At 64.4% G+C, this 15,985-nt stretch carries 18 protein-coding genes; 13 read left to right on the top strand and 5 right to left on the bottom strand.

The annotated features are described in order from the left end of the window. Positions 1-11: 11 nt before the first annotated feature. Both minD and minE read left to right on the top strand, forming a co-directional pair. Positions 12-827, top strand: coding sequence for a septum site-determining protein MinD (minD, locus tag ACQ4WR_RS12360; protein ID WP_071325832.1), 816 nt, complete (start codon positions 12-14; stop codon positions 825-827). A gap of 1 nt (position 828) precedes the next feature. After that, the gene (minE, locus tag ACQ4WR_RS12365) at positions 829-1,080 is read left to right on the top strand and encodes a cell division topological specificity factor MinE (RefSeq protein WP_034752886.1); all 252 of its coding nucleotides are present in this window, start codon (positions 829-831) and stop codon (positions 1,078-1,080) included. Between the two features lie 44 nt (positions 1,081-1,124). On the opposite strand, the gene ACQ4WR_RS12370 is transcribed toward minE, so the two are convergent. After that, on the bottom strand, positions 1,125-1,628 hold the full coding sequence (locus ACQ4WR_RS12370; protein WP_102292793.1) for a hypothetical protein: 504 nt from the start codon (positions 1,626-1,628) through the stop codon (positions 1,125-1,127). 167 nt (positions 1,629-1,795) lie between these two features. On the opposite strand from ACQ4WR_RS12370, the gene ACQ4WR_RS12375 reads away from it, so the two are divergent. The 7 genes from ACQ4WR_RS12375 (at position 1,796) to ACQ4WR_RS12405 (ending at position 9,415) form a co-directional block, all read left to right on the top strand. Further along, positions 1,796-2,485, top strand: a complete 690-nt coding sequence (locus tag ACQ4WR_RS12375) for a response regulator transcription factor (RefSeq protein WP_102292741.1) — start codon at positions 1,796-1,798, stop codon at positions 2,483-2,485. Positions 2,486-2,577: 92 nt separating this feature from the next. Continuing rightward, positions 2,578-3,852 (top strand): glutamyl-tRNA reductase, encoded by a 1,275-nt coding sequence (gene hemA / locus ACQ4WR_RS12380; RefSeq protein WP_102292742.1) that lies wholly within the window; start codon positions 2,578-2,580, stop codon positions 3,850-3,852. 85 nt (positions 3,853-3,937) lie between these two features. After that, entirely contained in the window at positions 3,938-5,014 is a 1,077-nt protein-coding gene (prfA, locus tag ACQ4WR_RS12385; protein ID WP_102292743.1) for a peptide chain release factor 1, read from the top strand. Between the two features lie 203 nt (positions 5,015-5,217). Further along, the gene (locus ACQ4WR_RS12390) at positions 5,218-5,688 is read left to right on the top strand and encodes a disulfide bond formation protein B (protein WP_102292744.1); all 471 of its coding nucleotides are present in this window, start codon (positions 5,218-5,220) and stop codon (positions 5,686-5,688) included. An 11-nt stretch (positions 5,689-5,699) separates the two neighbouring features. Further along, positions 5,700-6,530, top strand: coding sequence for a peptide chain release factor N(5)-glutamine methyltransferase (gene prmC, locus ACQ4WR_RS12395; protein ID WP_436487546.1), 831 nt, complete (start codon positions 5,700-5,702; stop codon positions 6,528-6,530). A 215-nt stretch (positions 6,531-6,745) separates the two neighbouring features. After that, positions 6,746-8,347 (top strand): glutamate--cysteine ligase, encoded by a 1,602-nt coding sequence (gshA, locus tag ACQ4WR_RS12400; protein WP_436487548.1) that lies wholly within the window; start codon positions 6,746-6,748, stop codon positions 8,345-8,347. Between the two features lie 24 nt (positions 8,348-8,371). Next, positions 8,372-9,415: a histone deacetylase family protein gene (locus tag ACQ4WR_RS12405; RefSeq protein WP_102292747.1), complete on the top strand. Its 1,044-nt coding sequence runs from the start codon at positions 8,372-8,374 to the stop codon at positions 9,413-9,415. A gap of 81 nt (positions 9,416-9,496) precedes the next feature. On the opposite strand, the gene ACQ4WR_RS12410 is transcribed toward ACQ4WR_RS12405, so the two are convergent. Together ACQ4WR_RS12410 and ACQ4WR_RS12415 are read right to left on the bottom strand one after the other, a co-directional pair. Beyond that, positions 9,497-10,279, bottom strand: a complete 783-nt coding sequence (locus ACQ4WR_RS12410) for a LytR/AlgR family response regulator transcription factor (protein WP_436487550.1) — start codon at positions 10,277-10,279, stop codon at positions 9,497-9,499. Then, positions 10,266-11,531 carry a histidine kinase gene (locus ACQ4WR_RS12415; protein WP_102292749.1) on the bottom strand — a complete coding sequence of 422 codons (1,266 nt, stop codon included), beginning with the start codon at positions 11,529-11,531 and terminating at the stop codon, positions 10,266-10,268. The genes ACQ4WR_RS12410 and ACQ4WR_RS12415 overlap by 14 nt, the downstream gene beginning before the upstream one ends. 338 nt (positions 11,532-11,869) lie before the next feature. Between ACQ4WR_RS12415 and ACQ4WR_RS12420 the strand changes: the two genes are divergently transcribed. Next, a complete protein-coding gene (locus tag ACQ4WR_RS12420; RefSeq protein WP_035823589.1) occupies positions 11,870-12,295 on the top strand; it encodes an organic hydroperoxide resistance protein in 426 nt (141 codons plus the stop codon). Between the two features lie 57 nt (positions 12,296-12,352). Here ACQ4WR_RS12420 and ACQ4WR_RS12425 read toward each other — a convergent pair whose 3' ends face one another. Beyond that, positions 12,353-13,195, bottom strand: coding sequence for a type 1 glutamine amidotransferase domain-containing protein (locus ACQ4WR_RS12425; RefSeq protein WP_436487552.1), 843 nt, complete (start codon positions 13,193-13,195; stop codon positions 12,353-12,355). A 108-nt stretch (positions 13,196-13,303) separates the two neighbouring features. Between ACQ4WR_RS12425 and ACQ4WR_RS12430 the strand changes: the two genes are divergently transcribed. The 3 genes from ACQ4WR_RS12430 to ACQ4WR_RS12440 are packed head-to-tail and all read left to right on the top strand — an operon-like array spanning position 13,304 to position 15,397. Further along, complete coding sequence (locus ACQ4WR_RS12430) at positions 13,304-14,212, top strand: LysR family transcriptional regulator (protein ID WP_436487554.1); 909 nt, start codon at positions 13,304-13,306, stop codon at positions 14,210-14,212. Between the two features lie 40 nt (positions 14,213-14,252). Next, the gene (locus ACQ4WR_RS12435) at positions 14,253-14,729 is read left to right on the top strand and encodes a GNAT family N-acetyltransferase (protein WP_436487556.1); all 477 of its coding nucleotides are present in this window, start codon (positions 14,253-14,255) and stop codon (positions 14,727-14,729) included. Then, positions 14,726-15,397: a Dph6-related ATP pyrophosphatase gene (locus tag ACQ4WR_RS12440; RefSeq protein WP_436487558.1), complete on the top strand. Its 672-nt coding sequence runs from the start codon at positions 14,726-14,728 to the stop codon at positions 15,395-15,397. Before ACQ4WR_RS12435 ends, ACQ4WR_RS12440 begins: the two co-directional genes overlap by 4 nt. Positions 15,398-15,464: 67 nt before the next feature. Here the strand turns inward: ACQ4WR_RS12440 and ACQ4WR_RS12445 are convergent, their stop codons facing one another. Beyond that, positions 15,465-15,926, bottom strand: coding sequence for an FKBP-type peptidyl-prolyl cis-trans isomerase (locus tag ACQ4WR_RS12445; RefSeq protein WP_102292755.1), 462 nt, complete (start codon positions 15,924-15,926; stop codon positions 15,465-15,467). Positions 15,927-15,985: the final 59 nt, after the last annotated feature.

The following is a 15,985-nucleotide window of genomic DNA, read 5'->3' on the forward strand; positions in this document are numbered from 1 at the left end:
AAGGATTATTTGTGGCAAGAATTATTGTTGTGACGTCCGGCAAGGGCGGTGTCGGCAAGACGACCTCTAGCGCCAGTTTTTCCACTGGCCTGGCCATGCGTGGCCACAAGACAGCCGTGCTCGACTTCGACGTGGGCCTGCGCAACCTCGACCTGATCATGGGTTGCGAGCGCCGCGTGGTCTACGACCTGATCAATGTGATCAACAAGGAAGCGACCCTGAACCAGGCCCTGATCAAGGACAAGCACTGCGACAACCTGTTCATCCTGCCGGCCTCGCAAACGCGCGACAAGGATGCCTTGTCGGAAGAAGGCGTGGAACGCGTGTTGAACGACCTGATCAACATGGGCTTCGAATTCATCATCTGCGATTCACCGGCCGGTATCGAGCATGGCGCGCTGATGGCGCTGACGTTTGCCGATGAAGCCATCATCGTCACCAACCCGGAAGTGTCGTCGGTGCGCGATTCGGACCGCATCCTCGGCATCCTGCAAGCCAAGTCGCGCCGCGCGCAGACGGGCGGCGAGCCGGTCAAGGAACATCTGCTGATCACCCGCTACTCGCCGAAACGCGTGGAATCGGATGAAATGCTGTCCTACCAGGACGTGCAGGAAATCCTGCGCATCCCGCTGGTGGGCATCATCCCTGAATCGGAACAAGTGCTGGCTGCCTCGAACCAGGGCAATCCGGCCATCCATTTCAAGGGCACGGACGTGGCGCAAGCCTATGAAGACGTGGTCTCGCGTTTCCTCGGCGAAGATGTCGAGTTGCGCTTTACCAACTATGAAAAGCCTGGATTACTCCAGCGTATTTTTGGGGCGAAGTGATATGGCCTTGCTTTCTTTCCTGTTCCCCCCCAAGCCGAAGACGGCCACCGCGGCCAAGGAACGCCTGCAGATCATCATCGCCCGCGAACGCAGCGGACGCGATGGTCCGGACTTCCTGCCCGCCCTGCACAAGGAATTGATCGCCGTCATTTCCAAGTACACCAAGGTCAATGCCGACGACATCAAGATCTCGCTGGACCGCCAGGGCAACCTGGAAGTGCTCGACGTCAACGTGGTCCTGCCGGACGCCTGATGCACCACGCCCCTCCTGGCCACGCCCGGGATGGGCGCTCCAGGCTACTTCGGCCTGACCGTGAGCAACTCCTGCGCCACCGCGGCGCAGGCATTCACGTGCTGGTTGCCGATCTGGCGGAACACGGCATAGCCGATCGCCGCCGCCACCGCCTGGCCGGCAAACGGCACGAAGCGCGCCACCTGCTTGGTGGCAATCTTGACGCCACTGCGCTTGAGCAGATGCAAAATCAGTTCGCGCGACACCAGCTTTCCCACCAGCATGCCGCCCATGCCCACCGCCGCGCGGTAGGCCATCATCTTGAACTGCGGGTTGAGGCGCTCGATCTGCTCGGGCGTGAGGCCGAATTCGTGGTTGATATCGTTGATCAGCATGGAAAACAGGCCCACATCGGACATCAGGTCGATGCCGGGAATGGGAATGGCCGAGGCGCCGGCCGACATCATGGCGCGCCGCTGCACCAGGCGCCGGCAGCGCTCGCGCACCTGTTCGATGTCGGCAAGACTGGCCGGTATCAGGGTCCAATCGGTGGTGTTGTTGTCTAGCATCGCCATTTCTCCGCGCTGAGGGTGTATCGGCAAGTGTAGCGTAAAGGGCGGGCCTGCCGATTTCACTGGACACAGTTGCAATCTCTGTTATATTTCACTTGAGCATTCCTTAACATTACGATAAGCAGAACAGACCGTCTGTTTGTTGCTACACATACCAGCCAATCATGCGAATTGCCGTACTCGATAGCGACCATAGTCAGGCAGAACTGATCTGCCAGGTGCTCACGGCCGCCGGCCATGCCTGCCACGAGTTTCAGAGTGGCAAGGAAATGCTGGGGCAGCTGCGCAAGGACAGTTGCGACATGCTCATCCTCGACTGGCATGTGAGTGACCTGGACGGTGCCGAAGTGCTGCGCCGTGCCCGCGAAAAACTGGCGCCCAAGGCGCCTGTGTTGTTTATGACCAACAGCTCGGGCGAAGACGATGTGGTGGCGGGCATGACGGCCGGTGCCGACGACTACATGATCAAGCCGCTGCGGCGCAGTGAACTGACCTTGCGCACGCAGGCGCTGCTGCGCGTGGCCTATCCGGCGCAGAATGGCGCCGAGCAATTGCAATTCGGTCAATATACGTTTGAAACCCGCCCCGGCCGCCTGCTGATGGGCGGTGAAGTGCTGGACGTGACGCACAAGGAATTCGCCCTGGCGCTGCTGTTCTTCCGCAACCTGGGCCGCCCCCTGTCGCGCGCCTACATCCACGAAGCCGTGTGGCAGCGCGACACGGCCCTGCCTTCGCGCACCATGGACACCCACGTCTCGCGCGTGCGCAACAAGCTGCAGCTGAAACCGGAACACGGCTACCGCCTGGTGCCCGTCTACAGTTATGGCTATCGCCTGGAAAAACTCGGGGGGTGACAGGCGCGCTGCAGGGCGAAAACAGCCGGACTGCTCAAAGATCGGGCACAAAGCGCTATAATGTCGGCATAAGAATTCCCAACAGCCCTGAAATGCAACTGCTCGCCGTCGGCCTCAACCACACCACCGCCCCAGTGTCGCTCCGCGAACAGCTGGCGTTTGCGCCTGAGCATCTGGGCCAGGCGGTGATGGCGGCGCGCACCTGGTTCCAGCGCATCGACTTGCGCGACAACGACGAAGCGGCCATCCTCTCGACCTGCAACCGTACCGAGCTGTATGCGGCCAGCCATGTGCCCAATCCGCTCGACGCGGGCGCGCATTTCCTCGCCGACTACCACCAGCTGAACTACAGCGAGCTGCGCCCCCACTTATATATGCTGCCGCAGCACGACGCCGTGCGCCACACTTTCCGCGTCGCCTCCGGGCTCGATTCGATGGTGCTGGGCGAAACGCAGATCCTCGGGCAGATCAAGGACGCCATCCGCACGGCCGACGAGGCGGGCGGCCTGGGCACGTATCTGCACCAGTTGTTCCAGCGCAGCTTTTCGGTGGCCAAGGAAGTGCGCAGCAGCACGGAAATCGGCGCCCACAGCGTTTCCATGGCGGCCGCCGCCGTGCGCCTGTCGCAGCGCATCTTCGACAAGATCGCCGAGCAGAACGTGCTGTTCATCGGCGCCGGCGAAATGATTGAATTGTGCGCCACGCACTTCGCGGCGCAAAACCCGAAAAGCATCACCATCGCCAACCGCACCATGGAGCGGGGCGAAGAACTGGCGCACCGCTTCAGCGGCAAGGCCATCCGCCTGGCGGACTTGCCGGAGCAGCTGCACCGGTTCGACATCGTCATCTCGTGCACGGCTTCCTCGTTACCGCTGCTGGGCCTGGGCCTGGTCGAGCGCGCCATCAAGGCACGCCGCCACAAGCCGATGTTCATGGTCGACCTGGCCGTGCCGCGCGATATCGAAGCGGAAGTGGGCCGCCTGAACGACGTCTTCCTGTACACGGTCGACGACCTGGGCAAGGTCGTGCAGACGGGCCTGGAAAGCCGGCAGGCGGCCGTGGCGCAAGCCGAGTCGATCATCGAGACGCGCGTGCAATCGTTCATGAGCTGGGTCGATGACCGCGCCATGGTGCCCGTCATCCAGCATTTGCATGAAAACAGCGAAGCGCTGCGCCTGATGGAAGTGGAACGGGCGCGCAAGATGCTGGCCAAGGGCGCCGACATCGACGCCGTCCTGGAAGCGCTGTCGAAAGGCTTGACGGCCAAGTTCCTGCACGGCCCGCAGCAGGCGCTGCACCACGCGCAAGGCGACGAGCGCAAGCAACTGGCCACCCTGCTGCCAAAACTGTTCCGCCCCCGCCGTTAGCGCCGCCCCGCTGGCCGCCTGCGCGCGGCCACCCTGCCCGCCTGCCGGGCCTGCTTCATCCCTACACTCTCTACCGCGAATCGCTATGAAACCATCCATGCTGGCCAAACTCGATCAACTGGCGAACCGCCTGGTTGAACTCGACGAACTGTTGATGCACCCGGACGCCACGTCGAACATGGACAGCTACCGCAAGATGACGCGCGAGCATGCCGAACTGGGCCCGCTGGTGGCGCTGTACCGTTCCTATCAGGAAGCGGGCAACGACATCGCCACGGCGCAGGAAATGCTGGCGGACCCGGACATGAAGGAATTCGCCCAGGAAGAAATCGAAACGGCGAAAGCCACCATGGCGCAGCTGGAACGCGAATTGCAGACCATGCTGCTGCCGAAGGACGTCAACGACGAGCGCAACATCTTCCTGGAAATCCGTGCCGGCACGGGCGGCGATGAATCGGCCCTGTTCGCCGGCGACCTGCTGCGCATGTACACGCGCTTTGCCGAACGCAACCGCTGGCAGGTGGAACTGGTGTCCTCGTCCGATTCCGACCTGGGCGGCTACCGCGAAGTGATCGTGCGCGTGGTCGGCAATGGCGCGTATTCAAAGCTGAAGTTCGAATCGGGCGGCCACCGCGTGCAGCGCGTGCCGGCCACGGAAACGCAGGGCCGCATCCACACCTCGGCCTGCACGGTGGCCGTGATGCCCGAAGCGGATGAAGTCGAAGACGTCAACATCAACCCGGCCGACCTGCGCATCGACACCTACCGCGCCTCGGGCGCCGGTGGCCAGCACATCAACAAGACGGATTCCGCCGTACGCATCACCCACTTGCCGACCGGCATCGTGGTGGAATGCCAGGATGACCGCAGCCAGCACAAGAACAAGGCGCAAGCCATGAAAGTGCTGGCCGCGCGCATCAAGGACGTGCAACTGCGGGAACAGCAGTCAAAGGAAGCGGCCACGCGCAAGAGCCTGATCGGTTCGGGCGACCGCAGCGAGCGCATCCGCACTTACAACTTCCCGCAAGGCCGGCTGACGGACCACCGCATCAATCTGACCTTGTACAAGCTCGACTTCATCATGGATGGGGATTTGACGGAGCTGACGAATGCGCTGGCGGCGGAACACCAGGCCGAGCTGCTGGCGGCGCTAGGGGATTAACCCCTAAAACAAGGGCCGGGGTCGGACGGGGACGCCGAGTCCCTGAGGGTCCGACCCCGGCTTCTGCCTTTGGGTTGAAGTTTGTAGGTCGGCTTAGCGCGCAGCGCGTAAGCCGACAGCTTTAAGTAGCGGCTAAGCAATAAAAATCGGCCCTTGTGCGAGAATGCGTAACGCTTTTCCCCATCCACCTCACCGTGTCGCCCATGAAAAATTCACGCACCGTCCTCCTGTTGATCGCCGCCCTGTGTTTCCTGATGCTCGGCGTGGCCATGTATTTGCAGCATGCCATGAACATGGCGCCCTGCCCGCTGTGCGTGATCCAGCGCTACCTGTTCCTCGCCATCGGCATCGCCTGCCTGGCCGGCGCGGCCGCGAAGCGGCCCAAAATCGGCGCCGGCATCGGCCTGCTGGCAGCCCTGGGCGGCCTGGGCGTGGGCGCCAAGCATCTGTACGTGCTGGCCAACCCCGGCTTTTCCTGCGGCATCGACCCCGTGGAAACGGCGCTGAACAAGGTCTTCACGGCCGAACTCATGCCCTTCATGTTTGAATCCTATGGCGCTTGCGAAAGCGCCGGCGAGCCGTTTTTCGGCCTGTCGATCCCGCAATGGGCATTTGTCTGGTTCGCCATTTTTGCCATCGGCCTGCTGTGGACCCTGTTGCGCCGTAAGAAATAATTGAAAGCACCATGCCAGAAACCTTGATTCCCGCCGGCAGCACTGTCGGCGCCCTGCAAATCCGACCGCTGCTCGACCCGCTCGACAACCGCATCCTGCTGGGCCACGCGCTGGGCCTGTCGCGCGTGAGCCTGATCACGCAATCGGAGCGCGTGCTCACTGACGATGAAGCAGAGCGCCTTTCCGGCTTGCTGGCACGCCGCCTGCAGGGCGAGCCGATCGCCTACATCGTCGGCCAGCGCGAATTCTTCGGCTTGCCTTTTGCCGTCAGCGACGCCGTGCTGATTCCCCGTCCCGACACGGAAGTGCTGGTGGAACTGGCGCTCGAGCGCCTGCCGCCCGGCGGACGCGTGCTCGACATGGGTACCGGCAGCGGCGCCATCGCCGTCGCCCTCGCGCATACGCGGCCCGACGCCGTCGTCACGGCCCTCGACGTCAGCAGCGCGGCGCTGGCCGTGGCGCGCCGCAATGCCAGCGCCAACGGCGTCAACATCACCTTCATGGCCAGCGACTGGTTCGAGGCGCTGGGCACGGAAAAGTTTGACCTGATCGTCTCCAATCCCCCCTACATCGCCAGCGGCGACCGCCACCTGGCCGAAGGCGATTTGCGTTTCGAGCCAGCCGGCGCGCTGACCGACCATGCCGATGGCCTGTCGGCCCTGCGCACCATCGTCGCCGGCGCCGCGCGCCACCTGGCGGCCGGCGCCTGGCTGCTGATGGAGCACGGCTATGACCAGGCGGCCCACGTGCGCGCCTTGCTGACCGAGGCCGGCTACGGCAAAGTGCAGAGCTGGCGCGACCTGGCCGGCATCGAGCGGGTCAGCGGCGCGCGCCTCGGCTGACCCACTTCCTGTGCGCGGCGCTTGATCCAGCGACGCGCCAGATCCCCCGCAGTTTGTTAAAATATCAAGCGATTTCCTGACCGAAGCGCCGTCTCCGTTGCCCGGGACGGACGCTGGCGACGCGGCGTTTTTTGGGCCGGCGCCGACGCATTTGCCAAAATTCGGTTAATCTCAGCACAAATTATTTATATGCTGCACAAGAAAGGAAGCTCAAATTGCCCAACCTGTTGACTCGCCGCCTGGCATTGCTGACCGAAGATGCCAACCGCGCGCTGCTGGGCGGCTTGCGCGGCATCGAGCGTGAAACCCTGCGCGTTGACCGCGCCGGCCATCTGGCTTCCACGCCCCACCCCGCCGCCCTGGGCTCGGCGCTGACGCACCCTGAAATCACCACCGACTACGCCGAAGCGCTGCTCGAATTCATCACGCCGGCGGAAAGCGACATCGCCACCACCCTGGACAAGCTCGACACCGTGCACCGCCACGCCTACAGCCGCCTTGGCGACGAGCTGCTGTGGAGCCAGTCGATGCCGTGCCAGCTGCCGCCCGAAGCGGACATCGCGATCGCCAACTACGGCAGCTCGAACATGGGCATGCTCAAGCACGTCTACCGGCGCGGCCTGGCCTTGCGTTATGGCAAGGCCATGCAATGCATCGCCGGCATCCACTACAACTATTCGCTCGACGAACAGCTGTGGCAGGTATTGCACGGCAACCCGGAGACCAGCGCCAGCGCCACGCAGGCAGCTGCCTCGCCGAAAGACGTGCAGTCGGAAAGCTATCTGGCGACGATCCGCAATTTCCGCCGCTACAGCTGGCTGCTGATGTATTTGTTCGGCGCTTCGCCGGCCCTGTCCGCCGGTTTCCTGCGCGGCCGCGCGCACAAGCTCGACACCCTGTCCGACGACACCCTGTTCCTGCCGTATGCCACCAGCCTGCGCATGAGCGACCTGGGCTACCAGAACGACGCCCAGTCCGGCCTGCGTCCGCACGAGAACAGCCTGGAAGACTACGTCAATGCGCTGACGCACGCCGTCAACGACCCATATGCGCCGTACGAAACGCTGGGCACGAAAAAAGATGGCGAGTGGATCCAGCTCTCCACCAACGTGCTGCAGATAGAAAATGAGTACTATTCGACCATCCGTCCGAAACGCGTGATCCGCACGGGCGAGCGCCCGATCCAGGCCCTGTGCCTGCGCGGCGTGCAGTACATCGAAGTGCGCTGCATGGACGTCGACCCGTTCGAGCCGGTGGGCATCAGCCTGGAAACGGGCCGCTTCCTCGACGCCTTCTTGCTGTTCTGCGCGCTCGACGACAGCGGCCCCATCTCGGCCGAGCAAAGCGCCTGCTACACCAACAATTTCGCCCGCACGGTGAAGGAAGGCCGCACGCCGGGCCTCACCCTGCGCCGCGATGGCGAGGACATCACCCTGCAGGCGTGGGGCGAGGAACTGCTGGCGCGTATCGCGCCCGTGGCGGCCTTGCTCGACGCGCGCCACGGCGGCACGCAGCATGCGGACAGCCTGGCGGCGCAAGCCGTCAAGCTGGCCGACCCGGACGCCACGCCGTCGGCCAGGGTATTGGCCGAACTGCGCGTCAATGGCGGCTCGTTTGCCGCCTTCGGCCTGCGCCAGAGCGAACGCCATGCGGCCTACTTCCGCGCGCATCCGCCCACGCCCGAGCAAAGCGCGTATTTCGACCAGCTGGCGGAAAGCTCGCTGGCCGAGCAGCGCGCCATGGAGGCGGCACCGGCCGGCAGCTTCGACGATTTCGTCGCCGCCTACCGCGCCAGCACCCTGTGCTCGCACACCTGATCCTGCCTGCCCCGCGCGCGCGCCATGCTGACCTTCTACAATGAACTGCACGGCCAGCACCGGGGCCGCTTCGAATGGTTCCGCGGCGAGATGGTGCCCTGCTTCGAGGCGCCGGAACGGGCCGACATGGTGGTGGCCGAACTGGGACGGCGCAACCTGGGGCGCATCGTCACGCCGCACGGCGTGCCCCTGACATCGCTCGAGCGCATCCATACGCCACGCTATTTGCACTTCTTGCGCCATGCCTGGCACGACTGGCTGGCGCTCGACCCGGACAACGCAGGCAAGGACGCCTTGCCGTCCGTCTGGCCCGTGCGCACCTTGCGCCACGATATCGAACCGGAGAATTTCACGGCCAGGCTGGGGCTGTACTCGATGGACAATGGCACGCCACTGACGTCCGGCACCTGGACGGCGGCCAAGACGGGCGCCGACTGCGCCGTCAACGCGGCCCACGCGCTGCGCCTGGGCGAGCGGGCCACGTTTGCCCTCACGCGCCCGCCTGGCCATCACGCAGGCAGCGATTTCTTCGGCGGCTACTGTTTTCTGAATAACGCGGCACTGGCTGCGCAGCACCTGCTCGACGATGGCGCCCGCAAGGTCGCCATCCTCGACATCGACTACCACCACGGCAATGGCACGCAGAGCATTTTCTATGCGCGTAATGACGTGCTGTTCGCCTCCATCCACGCCGACCCGCGCACTGAATATCCGTTTTACCTGGGTCATGCCGACGAGACGGGCAGCGGCGCCGGCAGCGGCTACAACGTCAACCTGCCGCTGCCGGCCGGCAGCAGCACGGCCAGCTGGTTCGCCGCGCTGGAAACGGCCTGCCTGCGCATCAATATGTACGCTCCCGACGCGCTGGTGGTCTCGCTGGGCGTGGACACCTTCGTCGGCGATCCCCTCTCGCACTTCGCCCTGCAAAGCGGCGACTACCTGCGCGTGGGCGAACGCCTGGCGCATTTGAATCTGCCCACCGCCTTCATCCTCGAAGGCGGCTATGCGGTGAAGGAACTGGGCATCAATGTGGTCAATGTGCTTGAGGGTTTTGAAACCGCGGAGTAATTCTGGGGTCAGCCCCCCGTCCACGTTGACGGTGAGCCTGGCGTTAGCGGTGTTGAGGGTCTGACCCCGGCTTTAGCAGCTCTACATATTCCGGAACAAACTCATGAACGGCTGGCTCACGGCCAGGGTTTCCGGCCGCGTCTTCAGGCGCAGGCTGCCGCGCCCCACTTCATCGCGCGTGACGGATGCCACCATCTTCATGTTGACGATGGTGGAACGGTGGATCTGCTTGAAGATGGCAGGATCGAGCACGTCGAGCAGTTCGCGGATCGGCTTGCGCAGCAGCGCCTCGCCTTCCGCCGTCATGACGGCCGTGTACTTGGTGTCGGACTGAAAATAGGCGATATCTTCCACCATGATCAGGCGCGTATCCTTGCCGCTGCTGGCCGTCAGCCACACCAGCGGCGGCGACTTGGCGGCCGCCGGCAAGGCGCTCGTCAATTGCTGCAGCAGGCCGGCCAGCGCGCCGTCGTTGACGCTCCCCTTCGTGGCACGCGCCTGCACGCGCTGCAAGGTGGCCTGCAGGCGTTCACGCCCGATGGGCTTCAATACATAGTCGACGGCGCCCTTGTCGAAGGCGTCGATCGCATACTGGTCGTAGGCCGTGACGAACACCACCTGGGTGGCGGGGCTGGCGGCCAGGGTGCCGGCCGCCACTTCCAGTCCCGTCAGGCCCGGCATGCGGATATCCAGGAAGGCGATATCCGGCCGCAGGGTCGCGATGGCGTCGAGCGCCGTGCCGCCGTCATCGCAGGCGGCGACGATGCGCAGGGCCGGCCACAGTTCGCCCAGCATCGCCACCAGCGCCTCGCGCAGCAGGGTTTCATCCTCGGCGATAACGCACGTCATTTCATGCTGATCCATACGAGACTCCTTGCGCCGTGCTGTCGGGCACCGTGATGGTGGCCGTCACGCCATCGGGGAAATTGGCCAGGATGGCAAACGACGCGGCCGCGCCATACGTCAGGCGCAGGCGTTCGCGCACATTGCGCAGGCCGATGCCCGTGCCGGCGCCGTCATCGCTGAAGCCCTTGCCATCGTCGGCCACCGTGACGATCACCGTGCCATTGCCGCTGCGCGCCATGATCCACACGGTGCCGCCGCCACTTTTCGGCTCCAGTCCGTGCTTGATGGCGTTTTCCACCAGGGTTTGCAGCATCATCGGCGGCAGCTCCACCTGGCGCAGGTATTGCGGCACTTCGATCTGCAGGTTCAGGCGCGCGCCCATGCGGATTTTCAGGATATCGAGGTAGGCGCGCGCCCGCTCCAGTTCCGTGCCCAGGGTCGACATGGATTGCTCGGTGCGCGGCAGCGAGTGGCGCAGGTACAAAATCAGGTTGCCCAGCATTTCGTCGGCCCGCACCGGGTCGCTGCGCGTGAGCAGCTGCGCGCTGGCCAGGGTGTTGTACAGGAAGTGCGGTTCTACCTGCGCGTGCAGCAGGCTCAGTTTGGCCACCGTGAGTTCCTTTTCCGTCACCGTCTGGCGTGCCTCGGCCTGTTCGCCGCGGCGCCGCTGCGCCACCCGGCGGGTAATGGCGCGCGTCACCGCTTCCGCGTTTTCCAGGTTGCTGCCATGGTCGACGAGGAACCAGTCCGTCCAGGCATTGCGCGCCGGCTCGCAGATCAGCGTCACGCTGCCCGCTTCGCCATTCGGCGTGACGGTGGCGAGGATCTGGTTCGGCCGCGGCTCGAGGAAGCCCAGCACGCGCATGCGCGGCAAGCCCGTGTCCGTGTACGGCGCCGCGCGGCGCACTCTGGCCTGCACCTGCAGGCTGTCGCGCGCGCTTTCAACCACTTCGCTGCCCGGCAGTTCGCGGATGGCCGCGTCGATCATGTCGAATGCCTCGCCCGCCTCGAACGGAATCTCGATCTGGCGCCGCTGGCGGCTCGACAGGGTGCTGGCATTGACGGCCCCGGCGATCAGGCGCACGCGGCGCACATGCGAGAACGCATTCGTGATGACGGCGCTGGCCAGCAGCGCGCCGACGATGACAAAAAAGCCTTCCGTCTGGCCGAAGATATGGCGCAGAAAATTCTCGACCAGGATAGCCGTGGCGATGATGTAGGTGAGCATCGTTGCCAGCGTGATGCGCAGGATAAAGAAGAGGCTAGTCATGATTTTTCCTTGGGTATTGAAGTGGGCCCAGCATAATCAAGACCCCCGGCGGCGGTGGCCATTATGCGATGGAAGACCGTTAATGGCGACAAAGGCAAGAAAATAAAGGTTCAATATAGCTGGCCAGACCTGCTGCGCTTTGGCAGCGGTGTTCGCGACGATTTGTCAGGTGCCGCAGCTGCCCGAATAAAATAGCTTGCAATTAAATAGCGCGCGATATATATTGAGCACATGGACGCCGGCATTGCTGCTGCAGACGGACATCCTGGGGCGACAGCCCATGAAAAAGTAGCACACTATTTAGTCGTTAACTATTTAACTCACCGAGGAAAATCATCATGTCGATCAAACAAGTCCTGTACCGCGCCCAAGCTACCGCCACCGGAGGCCGCGAAGGCCGTGCCGTCTCGTCCGACAATGTGCTCGACGTCAAGCTGACCACGCCAAAAGAACTGGGCGGCAATGGCGCCGTCGGCACCAACCCGGAACAGCTGTTCGCCGCCGGCTACTCGGCCTGCTTCATCGGCGCCATGAAATTCGTCGGCGGCCGCGACAAGATCGCCCTGCCAGCGGATCTGTCGATCGAAGGCAACGTCGGTATCGGCGCGATCGACACGGGCTTCGGCATCGAAGTGGAACTGAAAATCTCGCTGCCAGGCATGGAACGCGCCGCCGCCGAAGCGCTGGTCGCCGCCGCCCACATCGTGTGCCCGTACTCGAACGCCACGCGCGGCAACATCGACGTCACCCTGACGATCGTGTAATCCCTGCTGCACGCACTCCCTCCCCGGCCGCGCCCTGGCGCCGCCGGGGATTTTTCGTTAGCGAGATACCTGCAACGCCTGCAGCAGCTTGTCCGCCAGGGCCGGCGCCGATGCGGGATTCTGTCCCGTGATCAGTTCGCGGTCGACCACCACATTGCTGCTCCACGGCGCCCGGTTCTGCACATAGCGCGCGCCGGCCGCCTGCAAGCCCGACTGCGGATAGAACTTCATCGTTCCGCCCTGCAGCGCGCCTTGCGCCGCCGTCTCTTCCTCGTTGCTGATCACCGTCATGCGGTAGCCGCTGTAGATCCAGTCCGCCGGTGCGGGGGGCGTCTGGCCCGCCTGCAGCGCGGCCGTAAACGTGCCCGCCCGGGGCAGGGCCGACAGCAGCGCGATGGGGCCGTGGCACAGCAGCGCCGTCGGCTTGCCATCCGCGTGGAACTGGCGCAGCAAGGCACCCAGGCTGGCATCCTTCAACAGATCCTGCATGGGCGCGTGGCCGCCCGGCACCAGCACGGCCGCGTAGTGGCCGTAACCGATCTGTTCCACCCGTTTCAGGCTGATCACGGGCGAGCGGCCCGGCAGCGTCAGCGCCAGCCGGTCCAGCAAGGCCTTGTGCGCCGCGTGGGCCGCCACGTCGCCGGCAAAATAATCGGCCGTATCCGAGCCGGCATCCAGCGTGGGCGCCTGGCCCAGCGGCGTGGCGAATGTCACCGTGTGGCCCGCATCGAGCAGCTTTTTCACGGGCTGCATCAGTTCATTCAGGTAAAAGCCCGTCGGGAAGACCTTGCCGTCGCGCAACTCAAGGTGGCTGGCATCCGACAGCACGACGAGGACCTCGGCCGCCTGGGCGGTGGAAAAGGCGGCGAGCAACAGGCTGCTGATGAGTAATTTTTTCATGGTGTGGCCTTTCTGTTGAGAGGTCGCCAGCATATTCCGAATCAAATCGCGGAAAAATGATCAATAATGCACAGCACTGATGCGTAATCCGACTGAATAAGGCAACACATGGATAAATTGCAGGCGATGCAGCTGTTTCGCCGCGTGGCCGAGCTGGGCAGCTTTCGCCGGGCGGCCGACGAACTGGACCTGTCGGCCTCGTATGTGAGCCGGCGCATCGGCCAGCTGGAGCAGGAGCTGGGCGGGCGCCTGATGACGCGCACCACGCGCCAGTTGGCACTGACGGAAACGGGCGCGGCCTACCTGGAACACTGCCGCAAGCTGCTCGACGAGCTGGTCCAGGCCGAAGACATGGTGGCGCACTCGACGGCGCACGTGACGGGCCGCCTGCGCATCAACGCGCCGCTGACCTTGGGCGTGGGCGAACTGGCCGAGGGCCTGGCCGATTTCATGGCCGACTGGCCGGCCTTGCGCCTGGACGTCGACCTGAAAGATGAATACGTGGACCTGGCGGCGGCCAACTACGACCTGGGCTTTCGCGTCACCACCGCGCTCACCGATTCGAGCTACGTGGCGCGTCACATCCACGACTACCGCCTGCACATCTGCTGCGCGCCGGCCTACCTGGAACGCCATGGCCCATTGCAGGAACCGACGGATCTGACGCGCCAGCGCTGCTTCATCTACAGCCACGCCCTGTTCGGCAGCCGCTGGCCCCTGCGCCACGCGGGGCCGCACAGCGACATCGAAGTGCCGAACTGGGTACGCACCAACAACACCCTGTTCATGCGCAGCCTGATCCTGCGCGGCCTGGGCATCGGCATCCTGCCCACCTTCGTCTGCCGCGAGGAACTGGCCAGCGGCGCGCTGGTCGAACTGTTCCCCGAGGTGGAGCGTCCCGGCCTGGCGCTGTTCGCCATCTACCCGTCGCGCCAGCTGGTGGCGCCCCGCGTGACGCGCTGCATCGAACACCTGAAGCAGTGGTTTGCGCAGCGCTATCCCACGCCGGCGGCGTGAAGCCGGTAAAATCACGGCCACTCTCAATCAAGGATGCCCCATGATCAGCTGGCAATGGAACACGTTCGACGAACTCGGTCCCCACGACCTGTACCAGGTGCTGGCCTTGCGCCAGCGCGTGTTCGTGCTGGAACAGCAATGCCTGTACCCGGACCTCGACGGCCACGATCAGGCGGCCATGCACCTGCTGGGCTGGCAGACGGTCGATGGCCAGCGCCGACTGGCGGCCTACCTGCGCGTGCTGGCGCCGGGCGCCAAGTATGTGGAAATGTCGCTGGGCCGCGTGCTGACGGCGCCCGAGGCGCGCACCACGGGCGCCGGCAAGCTGCTTCTGACTGAAGGCATCGCGCGCGCCGTGCGCCAGCATCCGGGCCACGCCATCCGCATCGGCGCCCAGCAGTACCTGGAGCGCTTCTACCAGTCGTTCGGCTTCGTCACCGTCAGCGCGCCGTACGATGAAGACGGCATACAGCACGTCGACATGCTGCGCGCGGTGGCGCCGGGAGCGGCGGCATGACGACGGCCCTGATTTCCTGGAGCGGCGGCAAGGACTCCTGCCTGGCCCTGTGGCGCGCGCGCAACGCCGGCCTGGACGTGCCGCTGCTGATCACGGCCATGGATGAAGATGGCCGCAAGTCGCGCTCGCACGGCGTGCCGCCGGAACTGCTCGAGGCGCAGGCGGCCAGCCTGGGCGCGCGCCTGCGGCGCTATCACGCCAGCTGGGCCAGCTATGAAGGACAATTCATCGCCATGCTGCGCGCGGCGAAAGACGAGGGCATACACCACGCCATCTTTGGCGACATCGACCTGCAGCCGCACCGCGACTGGGAAGAAAAAGTCTGCGCGGTCGCCGGCCTGACGGCGCACCTGCCACTGTGGGGCGGCGACCGCCGCGCGCTGGTCGACGAGTTTCTTGCCGCCGGTTTCAAGGCCATTGTCGTGTGCATCAATGGCCAGCATCTGCCGCGTGCATTTTGCGGGCGCGAGTTCGACGCCGCCTTCCTGGCCGATCTGCCGCCCGGCGTCGACGCCTGCGGCGAAAACGGCGAATTCCACACCTTCGTGTATGACGGTCCCGCCTTCAGCGCCCCGGTGGCGCTGCGCCGCACGCAAGTGCTGCAATATGACGCGCCGGCCAACCTCGGTGGCGCCACCTACTACTTCCAGGAACTGGCGCCCGCCTGAACGGGACCCCAAAACAACAAGGGCGATTCCGTGGAATCGCCCTTGTCGGTGCCTGCCATGCCCAGGCTTATTTGGCCTTCGTCACTTCCACCAGCGTGATGTCGAACACCAGGCCGGCGTAGGCTGGAATCACGGGCGGCTTGCCCGCCTTGCCATAACCGAGGTCATACGGAATGGACAGGCGGCGGGTAGCGCCGACCTGCATGCCGACCAGGCCACGCTCCCAGCCCAAGATCACGAGACCCTTGCCCAACGGAAACGGAAACGCGCCAGGCAGGCTCGTGTCGAACTGCGTGCCCTTGTTGTCCGGCTTGGTCGCGTCGTACAGCCAGCCCGTGTAGATCACCCGCAGGGTGTCGCCCGCTTCCGCTTTGGCGCCGGTGCCCGGCACCAGGTCAGGGAAAGTAAACTCTTTCACTTGCGTATTCGGGTCAAGCACGACCGGCTTTTCCGTGTTTGCGGCGGCGCCGCAGGCGGCCAGGGCCACGGCGCAAATGAGCGTGGCAATCTTTTGAAATACCGATTTCATGGTTTCCCTTTAAATATTGGAGTGTGACTGAGGCCCCGTACGGTGCGGACCGGTACGGG

It is taken from the genome of Janthinobacterium amylolyticum, from assembly GCF_051380655.1.
Taxonomy (GTDB): domain Bacteria; phylum Pseudomonadota; class Gammaproteobacteria; order Burkholderiales; family Burkholderiaceae_D; genus Janthinobacterium.

What these genes read in the sequence shown, in the direction of transcription:
- ACQ4WR_RS12445 (WP_102292755.1), bottom strand. Translation starts at nt 15,926, where the DNA reads ATGAAATCGGTATTTCAAAAGATTGCCACGCTCATTTGCGCCGTGGCC.
- ACQ4WR_RS12440 (WP_436487558.1), top strand. Translation starts at nt 14,726, where the DNA reads ATGACGACGGCCCTGATTTCCTGGAGCGGCGGCAAGGACTCCTGCCTG.
- ACQ4WR_RS12415 (WP_102292749.1), bottom strand. Translation starts at nt 11,531, where the DNA reads ATGACTAGCCTCTTCTTTATCCTGCGCATCACGCTGGCAACGATGCTC.
- ACQ4WR_RS12430 (WP_436487554.1), top strand. Translation starts at nt 13,304, where the DNA reads ATGGATAAATTGCAGGCGATGCAGCTGTTTCGCCGCGTGGCCGAGCTG.
- ACQ4WR_RS12390 (WP_102292744.1), top strand. Translation starts at nt 5,218, where the DNA reads ATGAAAAATTCACGCACCGTCCTCCTGTTGATCGCCGCCCTGTGTTTC.
- prfA (WP_102292743.1), top strand. Translation starts at nt 3,938, where the DNA reads ATGAAACCATCCATGCTGGCCAAACTCGATCAACTGGCGAACCGCCTG.
- ACQ4WR_RS12405 (WP_102292747.1), top strand. Translation starts at nt 8,372, where the DNA reads ATGCTGACCTTCTACAATGAACTGCACGGCCAGCACCGGGGCCGCTTC.
- ACQ4WR_RS12420 (WP_035823589.1), top strand. Translation starts at nt 11,870, where the DNA reads ATGTCGATCAAACAAGTCCTGTACCGCGCCCAAGCTACCGCCACCGGA.
- hemA (WP_102292742.1), top strand. Translation starts at nt 2,578, where the DNA reads ATGCAACTGCTCGCCGTCGGCCTCAACCACACCACCGCCCCAGTGTCG.
- ACQ4WR_RS12375 (WP_102292741.1), top strand. Translation starts at nt 1,796, where the DNA reads ATGCGAATTGCCGTACTCGATAGCGACCATAGTCAGGCAGAACTGATC.
- ACQ4WR_RS12410 (WP_436487550.1), bottom strand. Translation starts at nt 10,279, where the DNA reads ATGGATCAGCATGAAATGACGTGCGTTATCGCCGAGGATGAAACCCTG.
- prmC (WP_436487546.1), top strand. Translation starts at nt 5,700, where the DNA reads ATGCCAGAAACCTTGATTCCCGCCGGCAGCACTGTCGGCGCCCTGCAA.
- ACQ4WR_RS12370 (WP_102292793.1), bottom strand. Translation starts at nt 1,628, where the DNA reads ATGCTAGACAACAACACCACCGATTGGACCCTGATACCGGCCAGTCTT.
- minE (WP_034752886.1), top strand. Translation starts at nt 829, where the DNA reads ATGGCCTTGCTTTCTTTCCTGTTCCCCCCCAAGCCGAAGACGGCCACC.
- ACQ4WR_RS12435 (WP_436487556.1), top strand. Translation starts at nt 14,253, where the DNA reads ATGATCAGCTGGCAATGGAACACGTTCGACGAACTCGGTCCCCACGAC.
- ACQ4WR_RS12425 (WP_436487552.1), bottom strand. Translation starts at nt 13,195, where the DNA reads ATGAAAAAATTACTCATCAGCAGCCTGTTGCTCGCCGCCTTTTCCACC.